The 19,254-nt window shown below is 63.7% G+C and carries 16 protein-coding genes, 1 tRNA gene and 1 pseudogene; 7 read left to right on the top strand and 11 right to left on the bottom strand.

The features are described 5' to 3' along the window. Positions 1-531: 531 nt before the first annotated feature. From OKW38_RS21165 to OKW38_RS21150, 4 genes and pseudogenes are all read right to left on the bottom strand, one after another. The gene (locus OKW38_RS21165) at positions 532-3,555 is read right to left on the bottom strand and encodes a ribonucleoside-diphosphate reductase subunit alpha (RefSeq protein WP_429362928.1); all 3,024 of its coding nucleotides are present in this window, start codon (positions 3,553-3,555) and stop codon (positions 532-534) included. A gap of 534 nt (positions 3,556-4,089) precedes the next feature. Then, positions 4,090-4,687: pseudogene (gene ampD / locus OKW38_RS21160) on the bottom strand (1,6-anhydro-N-acetylmuramyl-L-alanine amidase AmpD). Then, entirely contained in the window at positions 4,684-4,995 is a 312-nt protein-coding gene (locus tag OKW38_RS21155) for a PP0621 family protein (RefSeq protein ID WP_090801917.1), read from the bottom strand. Before OKW38_RS21155 ends, ampD begins: the two are co-directional and overlap by 4 nt. Positions 4,996-5,003: 8 nt before the next feature. Beyond that, a complete protein-coding gene (locus tag OKW38_RS21150) occupies positions 5,004-5,927 on the bottom strand; it encodes a cytochrome C assembly family protein (protein ID WP_090801919.1) in 924 nt (307 codons plus the stop codon). 81 nt (positions 5,928-6,008) lie between these two features. Between OKW38_RS21150 and ffh the strand changes: the two genes are divergently transcribed. Together ffh and OKW38_RS21140 are read left to right on the top strand one after the other, a co-directional pair. Next, positions 6,009-7,376 carry a signal recognition particle protein gene (gene ffh / locus OKW38_RS21145; protein ID WP_090801921.1) on the top strand — a complete coding sequence of 456 codons (1,368 nt, stop codon included), beginning with the start codon at positions 6,009-6,011 and terminating at the stop codon, positions 7,374-7,376. A 157-nt stretch (positions 7,377-7,533) separates the two neighbouring features. Beyond that, the gene (locus tag OKW38_RS21140; protein ID WP_008923084.1) at positions 7,534-8,085 is read left to right on the top strand and encodes a hypoxanthine-guanine phosphoribosyltransferase; all 552 of its coding nucleotides are present in this window, start codon (positions 7,534-7,536) and stop codon (positions 8,083-8,085) included. Between the two features lie 99 nt (positions 8,086-8,184). Here OKW38_RS21140 and OKW38_RS21135 read toward each other — a convergent pair whose 3' ends face one another. After that, a complete protein-coding gene (locus OKW38_RS21135) occupies positions 8,185-8,784 on the bottom strand; it encodes a MarC family protein (RefSeq protein ID WP_090801923.1) in 600 nt (199 codons plus the stop codon). 12 nt (positions 8,785-8,796) lie between these two features. Continuing rightward, positions 8,797-10,533, bottom strand: a complete 1,737-nt coding sequence (locus OKW38_RS21130; RefSeq protein ID WP_429362926.1) for a proline--tRNA ligase — start codon at positions 10,531-10,533, stop codon at positions 8,797-8,799. 300 nt (positions 10,534-10,833) lie between these two features. Between OKW38_RS21130 and OKW38_RS21125 the strand changes: the two genes are divergently transcribed. Continuing rightward, entirely contained in the window at positions 10,834-11,583 is a 750-nt protein-coding gene (locus OKW38_RS21125; protein WP_090801927.1) for an RNA pyrophosphohydrolase, read from the top strand. A 76-nt stretch (positions 11,584-11,659) separates the two neighbouring features. Then, on the top strand, positions 11,660-12,217 hold the full coding sequence (locus OKW38_RS21120; RefSeq protein ID WP_184058542.1) for a CNP1-like family protein: 558 nt from the start codon (positions 11,660-11,662) through the stop codon (positions 12,215-12,217). Positions 12,218-12,350: 133 nt separating this feature from the next. On the opposite strand, the gene proB is transcribed toward OKW38_RS21120, so the two are convergent. The 4 genes from proB to rplU form a co-directional block, all read right to left on the bottom strand. Continuing rightward, positions 12,351-13,469 (bottom strand): glutamate 5-kinase, encoded by a 1,119-nt coding sequence (gene proB / locus OKW38_RS21115; RefSeq protein ID WP_090801931.1) that lies wholly within the window; start codon positions 13,467-13,469, stop codon positions 12,351-12,353. Positions 13,470-13,538: 69 nt separating this feature from the next. Further along, a complete protein-coding gene (cgtA, locus tag OKW38_RS21110) occupies positions 13,539-14,660 on the bottom strand; it encodes an Obg family GTPase CgtA (protein ID WP_184051016.1) in 1,122 nt (373 codons plus the stop codon). Between the two features lie 237 nt (positions 14,661-14,897). Then, entirely contained in the window at positions 14,898-15,158 is a 261-nt protein-coding gene (rpmA, locus tag OKW38_RS21105; protein WP_008923994.1) for a 50S ribosomal protein L27, read from the bottom strand. A 25-nt stretch (positions 15,159-15,183) separates the two neighbouring features. Next, positions 15,184-15,495 carry a 50S ribosomal protein L21 gene (gene rplU, locus OKW38_RS21100; RefSeq protein WP_007180329.1) on the bottom strand — a complete coding sequence of 104 codons (312 nt, stop codon included), beginning with the start codon at positions 15,493-15,495 and terminating at the stop codon, positions 15,184-15,186. A gap of 284 nt (positions 15,496-15,779) precedes the next feature. Between rplU and OKW38_RS21095 the strand changes: the two genes are divergently transcribed. The 3 genes from OKW38_RS21095 (at position 15,780) to OKW38_RS21085 (ending at position 18,426) form a co-directional block, all read left to right on the top strand. Further along, the gene (locus tag OKW38_RS21095) at positions 15,780-16,772 is read left to right on the top strand and encodes a polyprenyl synthetase family protein (RefSeq protein ID WP_429335344.1); all 993 of its coding nucleotides are present in this window, start codon (positions 15,780-15,782) and stop codon (positions 16,770-16,772) included. Positions 16,773-16,821: 49 nt separating this feature from the next. After that, positions 16,822-16,898, top strand: a tRNA-Pro gene (locus tag OKW38_RS21090). Between the two features lie 88 nt (positions 16,899-16,986). Then, the gene (locus tag OKW38_RS21085; protein ID WP_429362924.1) at positions 16,987-18,426 is read left to right on the top strand and encodes a DUF6538 domain-containing protein; all 1,440 of its coding nucleotides are present in this window, start codon (positions 16,987-16,989) and stop codon (positions 18,424-18,426) included. Positions 18,427-18,693: 267 nt separating this feature from the next. Here OKW38_RS21085 and OKW38_RS21080 read toward each other — a convergent pair whose 3' ends face one another. After that, positions 18,694-19,167: a hypothetical protein gene (locus OKW38_RS21080; protein ID WP_429362923.1), complete on the bottom strand. Its 474-nt coding sequence runs from the start codon at positions 19,165-19,167 to the stop codon at positions 18,694-18,696. Between the last annotated feature and the right edge of the window lie 87 nt (positions 19,168-19,254).

Raw genomic sequence — 19,254 nt, 5'->3', positions numbered from 1 at the left:
AGTTCACTCGCGAAAATTCCTGTTTTCGATTCGCGTTGCTACGTTCATACAACACTTTGTTCGACATGCTGCGTGTGACCCATCCAGTGACGCATCGAGTGACGCGTGATGAACGCGTGTTGAACATGTGTTGCCGAGGTCCTTCGCGAACTCGAAGAGCAACGTTTCGACACGACGTTTCGTTGCTCTATCTATATGTATTGCGCAGTGCGTTCGCGGCATCCGCCGACTGATCGATGGACTGATCGATGCCGCGCGAGCCGCGCATCGCGAGAGTCGGCGGTGAGCCGTGTCGAGCGTGTTGCGTCAGCGTTGGCGGTCGAGGTGCGATGCCATGTCGAGCGATCGTCTGGTGTTGCCAACGGCTGGATTGCTTCACTGCATCGACGAGCGGTGAGACTTCGATACTGCTCACCGCTCGTCGACCTGCTTTCTACTTCATCGACGGGGCGCGTCGCTCACCGCCTGCGGATCACCACCTACGACCCTCGCGTGCAGTCAGCAAGCATCGCTCCCGCTGCTTGCCAATCTTTACTGGCAAGCCTCGCACTCGTCGAAGCCAGGATCGCCCGGACGCATCATGCAGACAGGACCATCCGCTTCGGGTGCCGCGTCGAGCGCGACCGCGGCAGTCGCTGCGACCGCGGCAGCAGCCTGGAAGCCGCCGCCCACACCACCCGCCGCGCCGCCGCCCACGCCGAAGCCGCCTGCCGCGCCGCCTGCGCCACCCGAGCCGTCATGACCCGAGCTCACCGCGTTCAGCGCGCCGTGCGCGACCGTCGACTTCTCGACGTGCGTCGCCGCCATCGTGCGCAGGTAGTAGGTGGTCTTCAGACCGCGCAGCCATGCGAGCTTGTAGATCTCGTCGAGCTTCTTGCCCGATGCGCCCGCCATGTAGATGTTCAGCGACTGCGCCTGGTCGATCCACTTCTGACGACGCGAAGCCGACTCGACGAGCCACACCGGATCGACTTCGAACGCGGTCGCGTAGATCGCGCGCAGGTCGGCCGGGATGCGGTCGATGCGCGACAGCGTGCCGTCGAAGTACTTCAGGTCGGCGACCATCACTTCGTCCCACAGGCCGCGCGCCTTCAGGTCGCGCACCAGGTAGTCGTTGACCACCGTGAACTCGCCCGACAGGTTCGACTTCACGTACAGGTTCTGATAGGTCGGCTCGATGCACGCCGACACGCCGATGATGTTCGAGATCGTCGCGGTCGGCGCGATCGCCACGCAGTTCGAGTTGCGCATGCCGTAGGTCGAGATACGCGAGCGCAGCGCGGGCCAGTCCATCGACTCGCTCGAATCGACCTCGACATAACCGCCGCGCGCCTCGGCGAGCAGCGCCACCGAATCCTGCGGGAGGATGCCGCGATCCCACAGCGAACCGCGGTAGCTCGAGTAGCGGCCGCGCTGTTCGGCAAGCTCGGTCGACGCGTAGTACGCGTAGTAGCAAACCGCTTCCATCGAGCGATCGGCGAACTCGACCGCTTCCTGCGACGCGTACGGCGTGCGCAGCACGTGCAGGCAGTCCTGGAAGCCCATGATGCCGAGGCCGACCGGACGGTGCTTGAGGTTCGAGTTGCGCGCCTTGGCGACCGCGTAGTAGTTGATGTCGATCACGTTGTCGAGCATGCGCATCGCGACGCTGACCGTGCGCTTCAGCTTGTCGTGGTCGAGCGCGAGCGTGCCGTCGGCCTGCTCCTTCAGGTGCGCGACGAGGTTCACCGAGCCGAGGTTGCAGACGGCGATTTCGGCGTCGCTCGTGTTCAGCGTGATTTCCGTGCATAGGTTCGACGAATGGACGACGCCGACGTGCTGCTGCGGCGAGCGCACGTTGCACGGATCCTTGAACGTGATCCACGGATGGCCGGTTTCGAACAGCATGCCCAGCATCTTGCGCCACAGCTGCGCCGCCGGGATCTTCTTGAACAGCTTGATCTCGCCGCGGGCGACCTTGTCTTCGTAAGCCGTGTAAGCCGTTTCGAACGCGGCGCCGAACTTGTCGTGCAGGTCCGGGCAGGTGGACGGCGAGAACAGCGTCCAGTCGCCGCCTTCCATCACGCGCTTCATGAACAGATCGGGAATCCAGTTCGCGGTGTTCATGTCGTGCGTGCGACGACGGTCGTCGCCGGTGTTCTTGCGCAGCTCGAGGAATTCCTCGATGTCGAGGTGCCACGATTCGAGGTACGCGCACACCGCGCCCTTGCGCTTGCCGCCCTGGTTCACGGCGACCGCCGTGTCGTTGACGACCTTCAGGAACGGCACCACGCCCTGCGACTTGCCGTTGGTGCCCTTGATGTGCGAGCCGAGCGCGCGCACACGCGTCCAGTCGTTGCCGAGGCCGCCGGCGAACTTCGACAGCAGCGCGTTTTCCTTCAGCGCTTCGTAGATGCCGTCGAGGTCGTCGTCGACCGTGGTCAGGTAGCAAGACGACAGCTGCGAGCGGCGCGTGCCGGAGTTGAACAGCGTCGGCGTCGAACTCATGAAGTCGAAGCACGACAGCACGTTGTAGAACTCGATCGCGCGCGCTTCGCGGTCGATCTCGTTCAGCGACAGACCCATCGCGACACGCATAAAGAATGCCTGGGGCATTTCGATACGCACGTTGTCGTGATGCAGGAAGTAGCGGTCGTACAGCGTCTGCAGACCGAGGTAGCCGAACTGCAGGTCGCGGTTCGCGTCGAGCGCGGCCCCGAGGCGCTTCAGGTCGAACTGCAGCAGCTTGTCGTCGAGCAGCTCGGCTTGCACGCCGCGCTTGATGAACTGCGGGAAGTACTCGGCGTAGCGCTCGCCCATCTCGGCTTGCGTGACTTCCTCTTCGAGAATCTCGCGGCGGATCGTATGCAGCAGGATGCGCGCGGTGACCTGGCTGTAGGCCGGGTCCTTTTCGATCATCGTACGGGCAGCGAGGATCGCCGAGTCGTACACCTGGCTCATCGGCACGCCGTCGTACAGGTTCTTCACCGTTTCCGCGACGATCGGCTCGGCGCTTACGGCGTCGCCGAGGTTCGCGCACGCGGACTCGATGATGCCGCGCAGCGCAGCCATGTCCAGCGCACGCGTGATGCCGTTGTCGGTCACGTTCAGGCCCGGGGTGCTGGCGCCTTCCGCTGCCTGACCTTCATGAGCGTCATGCGCGCGCGCCTGGTTGCGCTTCTCGCGATACAGCACGTAAGCGCGCGCGACGTTGTGTTCGCCGCCGCGCATCAGCGCGAGTTCGACCTGATCCTGAATGTCTTCGATATGGAACGTGCCGCCATTCGGACGGCTGCGCACCAGCGCGCGCACCACGTTCTGCGTGAGTTGCTCGACCAGTTCGCGCACCCGTGCCGACGCCGCGCCCTGGCCACCGTTGACAGCGAGGAACGCCTTCGTCACGGCGATCGCGATTTTCGACGGCTCGAACGACACCACGCTGCCGTTGCGGCGGATCACCTTGTAGTCGGCGTAATTCGCTTGCGGCGCGAGCGCCTGCGCGCCTTGGGTCTGGCCGAAGGCCTGGCCAGTCGGTGAGCCCTCGTAACGGGTCGTCACGTTGTCGGTGGTTTGCATGTGCAAAGCTCCTGGTCTTGGAAATATTGCGGCGAGTGCCGCGGATTAAATCAAACGCCGCGCCGCCGCGTGCGCGTGCGATGAGGTGCAGGAAGGCCGGCTACGCCGGTTGGCGGGATGCAACTGCGAGGAAGCCTGGTTCGATTTGATGACGGTCTTCATCGGGTCGGTCGCGATTACTGGCTGGTCCTTTCCTGAATGCTTCTGGATGCGGCCGGAGATCCCCTACCGGCTGCTCCCCAGGAATTTTTTTCGCTGTCTGGAATGCTTGCGGTGCCAGGCTCGGGGAGCGGGACGCCGCAGACTTATCCACTCTTATTCACTCGGTTATGCACATGGTTATTCACAGCACAACACAAGATATAGTGCGAAACTCAGTTGTCGGCACCAAGTATAGTGGAGTTTCGAGACAGGTCAAAAGGTTTTTATTTGCGCTTGCAGTCTTGACTTTTGCTTCACGCGGCGCGCAGAAGCTCCCCGGAGAAGCAGGCTGCGCCTCGTTCTGCGTGGATCACGCAAGATCGTGCGAAGGGGTTACCGCGTTTCGGAAAACTTGCGATAGGGGAAATACCGACCGTCGAGCAAGGTGTCGCGCTGCAGTCGCGGCCACTCGAAATACGGACCGGGATCGGTCTTGCGACCGGGGTGCGATGTCGGAGTGGCCGGCAAGCGCGTCGATCGGATAGCGTGCCTTCAGTGCTCTGACGAGCGCGGCGAGCGTGCGGTATTGCGCCGCTTCGAAGGCGGTGGTGTCGCTGCCTTCGAGCTCGATGCCGATCGAGAAATCATTGCAGCGCTCGCGGCCAAAAAAATTCGACGGCCCCGCGTGCCACGCGCGCTCGTTGCACGACACGAACTGCTCGAGTGCGCCATCGCGATGAATCACGAAATGCGCGGACACGCGCACGCCGCGCAGATGCGTGTCGTAGTACGGGTGAGTGTTGCAGTCGAGCGCGTTCTGGAACAGCTCGGCAATCGCGGTGCCGCCGAACTGGTTCGGCGGCAGGCTGATGTTGTGAACGACGATCAGCGTCGGCAGCGCGCCTTGCGGCCGCGCTTCGAAGTTTGGCGAGGCAAGCTTGCGTGCGGCAGGAACCCAACCGTCGGCATCGACGGTGTACGCGCCGCTCATCGGGCGTCGCGGCCGCTCGGACGCGCGCCGTGGCGCTGCGCGTGCGCGGCGCAGCAGAACGCCTGCCCCGCGACGCTGACCGAGTCGCTCTTCGGTGCGTGCACGCCGCACTCGACGCAGCGGATCATCGGCTCGGCAAGCTGCGGCTGTTGCCCATTCGAAGAACGCGCGCCGCCATTTGCGGTGCCGGCAGCGTTGGCACCGCCGGCACCGGTGCGTTGCGCGGACTGCGCGTCGTGGCGGCGCAGCGCCTTCACGAGCCATTGACCGACGATGAACAGCAGAATCAGCAAAAAGATTTGTCGCATGGGGACACTCACACCACGGGCCGGTGCAACAGCACCTCGAAAACAAAACGGCTGCCGACGTACGCGAGCAACAGCGCGACGAACGAGGCCAGCACCCAGCGCAATGCCGCACGGCCGCGCCAGCCGGACACCTTGCGCGCGGTCAGCAGCGCGCCGAACATCACCCACGAAAGAATCGCGAACACGGTCTTGTGATCGAGCCGCAACGCGCGGTCGATCAGCTGCTCGCTGAACAGGATGCCCGACAGCAGCGTCAGCGTGAGCAGCACGAAGCCGGCGCCGATCAGACGGAACAGCAGCTTCTCGAGCGTGAGCAGCGGCGGCAGCGCGTCGAGCCAACTCGACCACCAGCCATTGTCCGCCGCCGCGTGCCTTTGCGCGAGACCACCGCGCATCGAATGCAGACGCCGCTCGACCGCCAGCATCAGCACCGCGTGCAGCGCCGCGATCGCGAACAGACCGTACGCGATATTCGCAATCAGGAAGTGCAGCTTGAACATCGGCGCGGCCGCATACGGCAGCACGCGCACGCCGCCGAACGCGAGCGGCAGCAGCGACGCGACGCACGCGAGTGGCAACACCAGCAGGCGCAGTCCGTCGAGCGGGAAAAAGAAACTCTCGATCCAGTAGATGCCGGCGCCGAGCCAGAACATCGCCGACAGCGCGAACGCGAAGCCGAACACCATCGCGTTCTGCGGGAAGATCGTGCTATGCAGCAGCACGCCGTGAGCGAGCAGCGCGACGAACAGCAGCGCGCGCCCGGGCGCGCTCATGCCGGAGGCCACCAGAGCGCCCGCGTTGGCGGCATGACCGGGCAGCGGCGGCACGCTCTCGAGCAGCGGCCGCACGGCCGCGTGCCGGTGCGAGCGCCAGCCGGCCACGGCAAGACCGCCATAGAGAAGCGCGGTGAGAGCATACAGTACAATATCCATATTCGAAGTTTACACTAGGGCCCTACTCCGCGACGTCTTGCGCTTCGCGCGCTGCGCGGGCCCCACCGTTCATCGCTCCCCATGCTCGACAATCTGACTCAACGGATGGCGCGCGTCGTCAAGACGCTGCGCGGCGAAGCCCGGCTCACCGAGGCGAACACCCAGGAAATGCTGCGCGAGGTGCGTCTCGCACTGCTCGAGGCCGACGTGGCGCTGCCCGTCGTGCGCGAGTTCATCGCGAAGGTCAAGGAGAAGGCGCTCGGCGAGGAAGTGATCTCCAGCCTGTCGCCGGGTCAGGCGCTCGTCGGCGTCGTGCAGCGCGAACTGACCGCGGTGATCGGCGGCGATTACGAAGGCAAGGCCTCCGAGCTCAATCTCGCCGTCGCGCCGCCCGCGATCATCCTGATGGCGGGTCTGCAGGGCGCCGGCAAAACGACCACGGTCGGCAAGCTCGCCAAGCTGCTGCGCGAGAAGTACAAGAAGAAGGTGCTGACCGTTTCGTGCGACGTCTATCGTCCAGCCGCCATCGCGCAGCTGAAAACGGTGACCGAGCAGGTCGGCGCGGACTTCTTCCCGTCGGAGCTGAACCAGAAGCCGGTCGACATTGCCCGCGCCGCGCTCGACTGGGCCAAGCGCCACTATCACGACGTGCTGCTCGTCGACACGGCCGGCCGTCTCGGTATCGACGAGGTGATGATGAACGAAATCACCGCGCTGCACGCCGAGCTGAAGCCGGCGGAAACGCTGTTCGTCGTCGACGCGATGCTCGGCCAGGACGCGGTCAACACCGCGAAGGCGTTCAGCGACGCGCTGCCGCTCACCGGCGTTGTGCTCACCAAGCTCGACGGTGATTCGCGCGGTGGCGCGGCGCTCTCGGTGCGTCACGTGACGGGCAAGCCGGTCAAGTTCGTGGGTGTCGCCGAAAAACTCGACGGCCTCGAAGTGTTCCACCCGGACCGCATGGCGAGCCGGATTCTCGGCATGGGCGACATTCTCGCGCTGGTGGAGGAAGCGCAGCGCGGCGTCGACGTGCAGGCGGCGCAGAAGCTCGCCGACAAGGTCAAGAAAGGCGGCGACTTCGACCTCAACGATTTCCGCGCTCAGCTCACGCAAATGAAGGGCATGGGCGGCCTGTCGTCGCTGATGGACAAGCTGCCCGCGCAGTTTCAGCAAGCCGCGGCCGGCGCCGACATGAGTCAGGCCGAGAAGCAGATGCGCCGCATGGAAGGCATCATCAACTCGATGACGCCGGCCGAGCGCGCCAAGCCCGAACTGATCAAGGCGACCCGCAAGCGCCGCATCGCCGCGGGCGCGGGCGTGCAGGTGCAGGAAGTCAACCGCATGCTGAACCAGTACGAACAGATGCGCACGATGATGAAGAAGCTCAAGGGCGGCAACCTGCAGAAGATGATGCGCGGCATGAAGGGCATGATGCCCGGCATGCGCTAAGCTTGATGGGACCGGCGCGCGCTCGCGCCGAGGGCGGCGCGGCTGACTTCGGCACCGTGCGGGTTTATTCTGTAGCGCATTGCGCCGTCCCTCGCGGGAACGTCCCTCGGGACGTTGCCACTCACACTATGTATACAGTTACCGTCCGTCAGACGTCATGAACCGCGAAGAAGCCCTCCATATTTTTCAACACTCCGAAGAGATAGTTTCGGCCTCGGACGTCACTGCGTCGATCGCCCGCATGGCGGCTGCCATCCGCGACGAGATGAGCGAGGACTTCCCGCTCGTGCTGTCGGTGATGGGCGGCGCCGCGGTATTCACCGGCATGCTGCTGCCGCACCTCGATTTCCCGCTCGAGTTCGACTACATCCACCTGACGCGCTACCGCAATACGACGAAGGGCAGCAACGAGATGCAATGGCGCGTCGCGCCGGCCGAGTCGGTCAAGGATCGCGTGGTGCTCGTGCTCGACGACATCCTCGACGAAGGCGAGACGATGGCCGCAATCCGCGACCGCATCCTCGCGATGGGCGCGAAGCGCTTCCTGTCCGCGGTGCTGTGCGAGAAGATCATTCCGAAGGCGAAACCGCTGCGCCCCGATTACTGCGGCTTCGAAGTGCCGGACCGGTACGTGTTCGGCTGCGGGATGGATGCGAAGGGCTACTGGCGCAACCTGCCGACCATTCGGGCGTTGACCGAGGGAGCGTGAGCGGGGCATCCGCCCCGCCCCACCGGCGAAAAAAAAGCAGCCTGCCTGGCTGCTTTTTTTATGGCTGCGACGGTGGCAATGCGCGCACCGGCTCGCGTTTCACAGCTTGTGCACGAAAGAGCGGATTCCACCGAGCATCATCTCGACTGAAATCGCGACGAGCACGAGCCCCATCAGTCGCTCGAACGCCGCCATCACACGTTCACCGAGCCACGCCTGAATGCGCTCGGCGAGCATCAGCACGATCGCACAGATGATCATCGTGACGGTCAGCGCGCCGACCCACTCGACCGTTTTGCCCGGCGCCTGCGAGGTCAGCAGCATGACCGTCGCCAACGCCGACGGACCCGCTAGCGCAGGAATCGCGAGCGGCACGATCAGCGGCTCGCCCCCGCGCGCGTCGCCGCCGAACGGACCGTCCGGATGCGGAAACACCATGCGCAGCGCAATCAGAAACAGCACGATGCCGCCGCCGATCCGCAACGACTGGTCGCTGAGGCTCATCATGCGCAGAAAGCTCTGCCCGAGCATCATGAACACCAGCAGGATCGCAAACGCGATCGCGACCTCGCGCAGGATCACGACCGTGCGACGCTCCGGCGACACACCTCGCAGGCAACTGACGAAGATCGGGATGTTGCCGAGCGGATCGGTGATCAGGATCAGCAGCACCGTCGCGGACAGGAAGGTGTACTCCACCGCCCGCTCCGCTTAGTTCGCCAGCACCGCGCGCACTTTGCCGATCACGGTCTGCGCGGCATCCGCGACCGGCAGCAGCGTCGCTTCGGCCTCGCGACGGCCCTGATACTCGATCTTGCCGTCCTTCAGACCACGGTCGCCGATCACCAGTCGATGCGGCACGCCGATCAGTTCCCAGTCGGCGAACATCACGCCCGGCCGCTCGCCGCGATCGTCGAGGATCACGTCGATACCGGCCGCGACGAGTTCCGCGTACAGCTTGTCGGCCTGCTCACGCACCGCGTCGCTGCGGTCATAGCCCATCGGGCACAGCACGACTTCGAACGGCGCAATCGACTCCGGCCAGATGATGCCCTTGTCGTCGAAATTCTGTTCGATCGCGGCGCCGAGAATCCGCGTGACGCCGATGCCGTAGCAGCCCATTTCCATCGGCCGAGGCTTTCCGGTTTCGTCGAGACAGGCCGCGTTCATCGCTTCGGAATACTTGGTGCCGAGCTGGAACACGTGGCCCACTTCGATGCCGCGGCAGATGTCGAGCACGCCCCTTCCGTCCGGCGACGGATCGCCCTTCTTCACATTGCGGATGTCGGCGACGACCGGCTCCGGCAGGTCGCGGCCCCAGTTCACGCCGGTGGTGTGATAGTCGACGTCGTTCGAGCCGACCACGAAGTCGCTCATGTTCGCGACCGTGCGGTCCGCGATCACCTTGACCGGCTTCTTCGTGTTGATCGGACCGAGATAGCCCGGCGGTGTGCCGAACGTCTCGACGATCTCGGCTTCGGTCGCCATGCGGAAACTACCGAGGCCCGGGAGCTTGGCCGCCTTGATCTCGTTCAGATCATGATCGCCGCGCAGCATCAGCAGCCAGATCGTCGGCTCGGCGCCTTCGTTCTCGGTGGCGAGCACGACCGACTTGATCGTGCGTTCGAGCGGAATGTTCAGCAGCTCGGCAACCGCCTCGCACTTCGCCTTGCCGGGCGTCGCGGTCTTCTTCATCTCTTCTGCCGGCGCCGCGCGCTCTGCGATCAGCGGTAGCGCTTCGGCCGCCTCGACGTTCGCGGCGAAATCGGAGGTCGGGCAATACGCGATGTCGTCTTCGCCGGTGTCGGCGATCACATGGAACTCATGCGAGCCGCTGCCGCCGATCGAGCCGTTGTCGGCCGCCACCGCGCGGAAGTCCAGACCGAGGCGCGTGAAGATGCGCACGTACGCGTCGTACATCTTGCGATACGACTCGCGCAGACCCTGCGCGTCCTTGTCGAACGAATACGCGTCTTTCATGATGAACTCGCGGCCGCGCATCACGCCGAAACGCGGACGGATCTCGTCGCGGAACTTCGTCTGGATCTGATAGAAGTTGACCGGCAGTTGGCGATAGCTCTTGATCTGGTTGCGCGCGATGTCGGTGACCACTTCCTCGTGCGTCGGGCCCATCACGAAATCGGCCTGCTTGCGGTCTTTGAAGCGCAGCAGCTCGGGACCGTACTTCTCCCAGCGCCCCGATTCCTGCCACAGTTCGGCCGGCTGCACGGCCGGCATCAACAGCTCGATGGCGCCCGCCCGGTTCATTTCCTCACGCACGATCGCTTCCACCTTGCGGATCGAACGCAGGCCGACCGGCAGGTAGTTATAGATACCGCCCGCGACGCGACGGATCATGCCCGCGCGCACCATGAGCTTGTGGCTGATGATTTCGGCGTCGGCGGGCGCTTCTTTGAGAGTGCCGATAAAGAAACGGGAAGCTTTCATTCAAGGTGTCCAAAAGCGGCGGCTTCCGGTAGGACCGCCAGAAAAGGGGAAAATGAGGGAAATCGACACAGATCCGCGGCGAAGCCGGCAGGGTTCGCCCGACTGGGGGCGCCCTGCCCCCGTGCGGCGCCGAAACCGCCGCGCAAAGCCTCTCTCACAAGGGATAGGCACGGAAAACCGACAGGCTACCGCAAACCCGGGCCTGTTGCGGCGAATCGCTCCATTCTGATGCGATTCGGTGCGAAGGGTCCGTTATCTGTTTATAATCAAAGCAATTTTAAAGGATTCGAAGGTGGTTGTATGCTGGATCGTGAAGGCTTTCGCCCGAACGTCGGCATCATCCTCTTGAACGCGCACAACGAGGTGTTTTGGGGCAAACGACTCCGTGAACATTCCTGGCAGTTTCCGCAAGGGGGCATCAAATATGGTGAGACCCCCGTGCAAGCGATGTATCGGGAGTTACACGAAGAGACCGGGCTGCTTCCTGAGCACGTCAAGGTGATCGGTCGCACGCGCGACTGGTTGCGTTATGAGGTGCCTGACAAGTTCATCAAGCGCGAAGTACGCGGTCATTACCGCGGCCAGAAACAAATCTGGTTTTTGCTCCGGATGGTAGGACGCGACTGCGACATCTGTTTGCGCGCCACCGACCACCCTGAGTTCGATGCGTGGCGTTGGAACGAGTATTGGGTGCCGCTCGACTGTGTGATCGAGTTCAAGCGGGATGTGTATCAGTTGGCGCTAACGGAGCTGTCCCGTTTCATGCGCCGGCCTGCGCCGCGTGCGGAAAAACCTGGCGGGCATCATGGGTCGCGTTATCCCCGGATAGCGTCGTCGATGCAAAGCCCGCCGGATTCCACGGTAAGCACGGTGGTCACCACCGTCACGACCGTAACTTCGGTCAGCGTCGAAACTTCGACGCACGTGCTGGTCGCGCCGGATTGCGGTCCCGGCTCACCGGATGCCAACATGAGATCGGAGGATGAGCGCGAAACGGCCGAAGCCGACGAGGCCGTCGCCCCGTTAGTCCGACGAGGCGTGCGCGATTAACCATTCCAGGCGGCGGCTCGCGCCGCCTCTCTCTGGCGCGGCTTTCGAGCCGCGTCTGTCTCTCGAGGGAATCAGATTGAAAGCACTTGCATTCGCCGTGGCGTGCGTCGCCACCGGCGCCCTGCTGGCAGGCTGTTCGAGCGCCGGCAAACCGACCAACAAAGACGACAGCGAGTTCACCTATCTGCTGGATCGCAAGAGCAACTGGGTTGAAAACAAGGTCGACACGTTGCCGCCGCTGCCCTCCGACGCGAACCTGCTGCCGTTCGAAGTCTCCGGCAATACGCCGCTGCAATTTGCGATCGACCCGAAGTCCGTCAGCGTCGGCGACGACGGCGTGGTGCGTTACACGGTGGTCGTCACGAGCCCGGGCGGTGCGCGCAACGTCAATTACGAGGGCATCCGTTGCGACACGTATGAATGGCGTCAGTATGCGGGCCTGAACGCCGATCACGACGGCTGGGACACGACGGTCGCAAACCCGTTTTCGCGGATAGAAAACGGCGCGCTGAATGCGTACCAGGCCGCGTTGTATCAGGACTATATGTGCGCCAACAAGATTCCGACCGGCAGCGCGCAGCACATCGTCGAGAACATTCGTTACAAGCGCACGCAGACGTCGCAGATTCATTGAGGCCGGTTGCGCGGCGCGCGCCCGACTCAGGCGCCGTTGCTTATCCGTGACGATTAAAAAGCCGTTCCAGCCTGCGCTGGAACGGCTTAATTGTTGGCTCTTCATACGCGCGATATGCGCGCCGCCTCGCAGATCAAAGCACCACGAGATTGTCGCGATGAATCAGTTCGGGCTCGAGCATATAGCCGAGCACTGACTCGATTTCGCCGCTCGGACGCCGCTGGATCAGTTTGGTTTCCGCGCTGCTGTAGTTCGTCAAACCACGTGCGACCTCGCGGCCTGACGCGCTCAGACACGCGATCACCTCGCCGCGCGCGAATGCACCCTGCACACCGACGATGCCGATCGGCAGCAAGCTCTTGCCGCCGGCGGTCAGTTTTTCGACCGCGCCGTCATCGATCACGACGTGGCCGCGCACCTGCAGGTGATCGGCCATCCATTGCTTGCGCGCCGCCATGCGCGCGGTGCGCGCGATCAGTTGGGTGCCGATCGCCTCGCCGGCCGCCAGTCTCACCAGCACGTCCGACTCGCGCCCACTCGAGATCACCGTATTGGCGCCGCTATGGGCCGCACGCTTCGCAGCGAGAATCTTGGTCAGCATGCCGCCGCGGCCGAGGCTCGAGCCCGCACCGCCCGCCATCGCCTCGAGCTCGGGCGCGCCGGCGTCGGCTTGCTGGACTAGTGTCGCGGTCGGGTCCTTGCGCGGATCTGCGGTGAAGAGGCCTTGCTGGTCCGTCAGAATGATCAGCGCGTCGCCCTCGATCAGATTGGCAACCAGCGCGCCGAGCGTGTCGTTGTCGCCGAACTTGATTTCGTCGGTGACGACCGTGTCGTTCTCGTTGATGATCGGTACAACTCCGAGCCCCAGCAGCGTGAGCAGCGTGGAGCGAGCGTTCAGATAGCGCTCGCGGTCAGCAAGGTCAGCGTGAGTAAGCAGGATCTGCGCTGTCTGGATGGAATGTTCGGCGAAGCGGCTTTCGTACACTTGCGCGAGACCCATCTGACCGACCGCCGCGGCCGCCTGCAGCTCATCGATTTCACGCGGCCGCTTCGTCCAGCCGAGCCGCTGCATGCCCTCGGCGATCGCGCCCGAGCTGACCAGCACCACTTCCTTGCCTTGCGCGCGCAGTGCGGCAATTTGCGCGGCCCAGCGGCCGATCGCCGCATGATCGAGGCCGCGCCCGTCGTTCGTGACGAGACTCGAACCGACTTTGACGACCAATCGCCGTGAATCTGCGATGACGGAACGCATTGTGCGCTGTCTCCCAAGATGACGCGTGATGCATACCGGCACCCGCCGCTGGCGCCGGCGCTCGAGTTGTTATTCCTGCGGATCGGTGCCGGCTTCGCGGGTCGCGGCCGGTACTTGCGTCCCGTCGCGGAAACGCACGTCGGAGGCCAGGTCTTCGGCTTCGGCCGCGCGTTGCGCGTCGGAGTGCTCGGCGAGGTAGTCGAACACGGCGTAGCAAAGATTTTCACAGCCCTGGCCAGTCAGCGCCGAGATCTCGAACACCGGACCGTCCCAGCCGAAGCCTTCGAGGAACGCCGCCACGCGCGCTTCGCGATCGTCCTCAGGCACCATGTCCAGCTTGTTCAGCACAAGCCAGCGCGGCTTCTGATAAAGCTCTTCGTCGTACTTGCGCAGTTCGTTGACGATCGCCTTCGCTTCGGCGACCGGATCGATCGATTCATCGAACGGTGCGATGTCGACGATGTGCAGCAGCAGCCCGGTGCGCTGCAGGTGACGCAGGAATTGATGGCCTAGGCCGGCGCCTTCCGCCGCGCCTTCGATCAGCCCCGGAATGTCGGCAATCACGAAGCTGCGGCTCGGCCCGACGCGCACGACGCCGAGGTTCGGCGCGAGCGTGGTGAACGGATAATCGGCGATTTTCGGCTTCGCGTTCGACACCGACGAGATAAACGTCGACTTGCCGGCATTCGGCATGCCGAGCAGACCGACGTCGGCCAGCACTTTCAGTTCGAGGCGGACCATGCGGCGCTCGCCCGGCTTGCCGTCGGTCTTCTGACGCGGCGCGCGGTTCGTGCTGGACTTGAAATGGAGGTTGCCGAGGCCGCCGGCTCCCCCTTGCGCGATTTGCACGCTCTGGTTGTGCTCGGTCAGATCGGCGATCAGCTCGCCGGTTTCCATGTCCGTGATGGTGGTGCCGACCGGCATGCGCAGCGTGATGTCATCACCGCCCTTGCCGTAGCAATCCGAGCCGCGGCCGTTTTCGCCGTTGCGCGCCAGATGTTTTTTCGCGTAGCGGTAATCGATCAGCGTGTTGATGTTGCGGTCAGCCACCGCGATCACGCTGCCGCCCCGGCCGCCGTCACCGCCATCGGGGCCGCCGAACGGGACGAACTTCTCGCGGCGCATCGACGCGCTGCCATCCCCTCCGTCGCCGGCGATGACTTCAATCCTCGCTTCGTCAATGAACTTCATGTGTTACTCCGTCCCGTGGTGTACTGCCCGATTCGATGCAGGGGTTGATACTGATTGGATGCTGCTATTTTGCCGCGCGCGCCGCGCGTTGATCAATCGACCGACCGGCGTAGTCCGCCGATGAGGAGCGGTCGGCTGCGCGGCTTCGGCGCCAAGCTAAAGAGGCGCCGCAATAAAAAAAGCCCCGCGTACTTCGCGGGGCCTTTTTCCGGTCCTGAAGCCCGTGCCTGATTAAACTCAGGCTGCCGGGACGACGGAAACGGTGTGCTTCTTCGCCGCGCCCTTCGTCGAGAACTGGACGTGGCCGTCCTTCAGCGCGAACAGGGTGTGATCCTTGCCCATGCCGACGTTCTCGCCAGCGTGCATGCGCGTACCGCGCTGACGCACGATGATGCCACCAGCGTTGATAGCCTGGCCGCCGTAAACCTTCACGCCGAGGCGCTTCGACTCGGAGTCGCGGCCGTTTCGGGACGATCCGCCTGCCTTTTTGTGTGCCATTTGATTTGCTCCTTAACCGGTGCGCTTACGCGTTGATCGCGTCGATGCGCAGTTCGGTATAGTTCTGGCGGTGGCCGCCATGCTTCTGGTAGTGCTTCCGGCGACGCATCTTGAAGATCGTCACTTTGGCGTGACGACCTTGCGACACGACGGTAGCCTTGACGGAAGCCCCACTGACCAGCGGCGTACCGAACTTAATCGATTCGCCTTCGCCCACTGCGAGAACCTGGTCGAGCGTGATTTCAGCGTCAATGTCTGCCGGTATCTGTTCTACTTTAAGTTTTTCGCCGACGGCAACCTTGTACTGCTTGCCACCGGTTTTTATGACCGCGTACATTGAGAACCTCACTCTGTATTCATTTTTCCCACGCACCGCGCGCGGAAACTGTCAATTATACATAGAGTTAGCTGCTCGGTCAAAACCTGCTTACCAAACCGTCTACCGTCCGGCTTTGCCGTCCTTCGCAGGCGCTCGCAGATGGCATACCTGCGATGCGCGGCGCCCCCAGACAGCCTTGGCAGGCGCCCCGCGCGCCATGCGGAACGCATCCACGCCGCAGCCGACGACCCGGAAGCGCCCCGATCGCCTTATAATTCGCGGCACTACTCAATTCAGCCATCATGTCGTCGACTGCCACCACCTCCCCCAACGTCGCCAGCCTGCTTGCTCCGATCGCCGAAGACATGCAGCAGGTCAATCGCGTCATCCGGCAACGTCTTGCGTCGGACGTGATGCTGATCAATCAGATTTCCGAGTACATCATCAGCGCCGGCGGCAAGCGGCTGCGGCCCGCGCTGCTGTTGCTGGTGGCGGGCGCGCTGGGCGATAGGACGGGGCACCGGCACGAGCTGGCAGCGGTCGTCGAATTCATCCACACGGCCACGCTGCTGCATGACGACGTGGTCGACGAGTCCGACCTGAGGCGCGGCCGCCAGACCGCCAATGCGCTGTTCGGCAACGCGGCGAGCGTGCTGGTCGGTGACTTTCTTTACTCACGGTCGTTCCAGATGATGGTCGGCGTGGGCAAGATGCGCGTGATGGAAATTCTGTCGGAGGCGACCAACATCATCTCTGAAGGCGAAGTGCTGCAGTTGTTGAACATGCACGATGCCGACGTCGACGAAGCCCGTTACATGCAGGTGATCCGCTACAAGACCGCAAAGTTGTTCGAGGCGGCCGCCCAGCTCGGCGCGGTGCTGGCCGGCGCGGACGCGAAAACCGAAGCCGCCGCCGCCGAGTACGGTCGTCGCATCGGCACCGCGTTCCAGATCATGGACGACTGGCTCGACTACACGGGGACGGCCGAGTCGATGGGCAAGAACGCCGGCGACGATCTGCGCGAAGGCAAACCGACGCTTCCGCTCATCTATCTGATCGAACGCGGCACACCCGAGCAGTCGGCGCTCGCGCGCGAAGCCATCGAGCAAGGTGGCACCGACCGTTTCGATACGATTTTCGACGCGATCACGCGCTCGGGCGCGCTGGATCACACGCTCGAGTGCGCGAAACAGGAGGCGCAGGCAGCCGCGGCAGCAATTTCGGCGTTTCCCCATTCCATTTTCAAAGAGAGCCTGCTAGAATTATGTTCTTACTCGACGGCAAGACAGTCTTGAACGAGACTGAAACACCGAATTAGTCTGAATCGAGTCAGCAGTACCCAATCGGGGTGTAGCTTAGCCTGGTAGAGCGCTACGTTCGGGACGTAGAGGCCGGAGGTTCGAATCCTCTCACCCCGACCAATTCAACGTGTTGATTGGTCAAGCAGTTTCCGCCAATCCCAGCACTGACGGGCCACATGCCCTTTGTGGATGCTACACAGAGGTTTCTATGTGCACCCATCTTCATAGGCGCGACGGTAGGTACTACTTCCGCCGTCGTGTTCCTCTCGATCTAGTTCCAATCCTCGGCAAGACAGAAATCACGAAGGCCCTCGGCACGTCCAATCGCGCTGAAGCTATTCGCCTGTGTCGTGCCGAAAGTCTGCGCACCGATCAGCTATTCGCCTCTGCTCGCTCGCCCCAGCCCGACCCGGTATCAGCTCGTGTGCAGTCCATCACGGGCATGTCCTCGCCTTGGCCCAGCCGCGAAGCCGAAGAAGCCCACGACGAAGCCGAAGCCGTGTACTCCTCGGATGACCGCGACGCCGACTCCCAGCAGTTCGAAGAGTCCGTCGCCCGTCAGGTCGCCGTGCTCGACGCAGCGGACACAATCCGCGCTGCTCGCGACTCATCCCGCAACCGCGCCCAGCTCGCCACCCAGCAAGCAATCGCAAAGGCCACCAAGCCCGCGCTGTACCTGCCCGCCCTCATCGACGCGTGGAGCGGCGAACGGAATCCCGCGACGCGCACGGTCGGTATCGCCTGCAAGGTCGCCGCTCGGTTCCGCGATCTCGTCGGACTCGTACCGATCCGCTCCATCGAGCGCAGCCATGTTGTCGCCTTCAAGGATGCGCTACTGAAGTCCGGCCAAACGCCCGTCAACACGGACAAGCAGCTCACGATCCTATCGACGCTCCTGAACTACGCCACGGTACAGGGCCATCTCACCGGCAATCCCGCGAAGGGCGTGAAGGTGGGCGAGCGGCGAAACGCCAAGGCGGCGCGCATCCCGTTCGATCTCCCGGCCCTCAAGCTCATCTTCGGCTCGGCCATCTACACGTCCGGCGAACGCCCCGGCGCTGGCGGCGGCGAAGCATCGTACTGGCTCCCCTTGCTGGCGCTCTACACCGGTGCACGCGTCGAAGAACTGGCCCAACTCGCACCCTCGGACGTGCAAGAGGCGACGTGCACAGACGCCAGCGGCGCAGCACACTCAGCATGGGTGATCCGAATCAGTGACGAAGGCGAAGGGCAGGAACTAAAGACGGCCAGCTCACGCCGCCGCATCCCGATCCACTCCGATCTCATCGCACTCGGCTTGATCAAGTACGCCGCCAGCATGAAGGGCGCTCGCCTATTCCCCGACTTGACGCCTGACGTGACGGGCACCGAATCCGGGAACTGGGTGAAGTGGTTCAGCAAGCACAAGCGCGCCCTCGGCATAACGGACGGGCGCATGGTCTTTCACTCATTCCGGCACCTGTTCAAGCACACCCTGCGCGAGCTTCACGTGACAGAGGAAGTCAACGACGCCTTAACCGGCCACTCGTCGGCCTCTGTCGGTCGCAAGTACGGCGCGACCCTGTACCCGCTGTCCCCGCTCGTTGATGCTATGGCCCGGTTCCGCATCTACGGCCTAACCATTCCCGGCCTGCCCACACCGCAGTAGCTAGCGCTCCTCGCCTGCCTTCGGCGGCTCGTCTGACGGGAGCGCGCAACAGATGGACCGCTTTCACAGTGTGGGAAATCGCCACTCGAATGCGTGTTTAGTTTCTCCAGCACTATGCCTTCGCATAAACCGCTGCATCGCCCGCCCCGTGAGGCTTTGCTGGCAGTGAATTAGCGCGATGAAACGCACGAAGCCTAAATTTTAGGCAGGCGAAGGGGCGCACTCAGCCCCTCGCCACCACCTCGCGACTCCTCCCGCAGCGCCCCGTTAGTCCACCGACCAGCCTGCCCGCCGCATCACCTCAACTAGGTCCGGCTCCGTGCTGGCGATCTCGAAGATACGGGCTGGCGGCACCTCGCCCCAATCGCTGCTGTGGATGCTCAGCCGGTCGCAGTCCACGGCGAGCCTCCCGGTCGGATACACACGCCCCCGCCAGTCGCCCACCTCGAACCCCAACACCTCGCCAGCCGCTTCCCTGCGCCGCTCATCAGCCCTAGCCTCGCGCCCTGCACGCGTCAGCCCCTGTGCGGAACCATCCCAGCCACGGCCCGTAATCCACGGCCTCGCGACCCGCTTGCAGCTCCAGCACGCGCAATCGAACACCCGACGCTTCACGCTGCCGCACCGCTCGCACGGCTTGCCGATGAAGTACGTACAGCCCGCAATCAGTGCGTCAATCCGTTGCGGATACAACGTCTGCCGCCGCAGCGCCTGCTCGAACGCTGGATCAGCACGGGCCACCTCACGATGCCTACGCGTCAGCTTCCCGGCAGTCGGGGCAACATGCCACCCCGGCCACCGCCCCGGCGAGCGCACCGCCCCTGTCGG

It is taken from the genome of Paraburkholderia sp. MM5496-R1, from assembly GCF_050436205.1.
Classification (GTDB): Bacteria; Pseudomonadota; Gammaproteobacteria; order Burkholderiales; family Burkholderiaceae; genus Paraburkholderia; species Paraburkholderia tuberum.
This window is presented reverse-complemented; position numbering and strand designations above follow the sequence as displayed.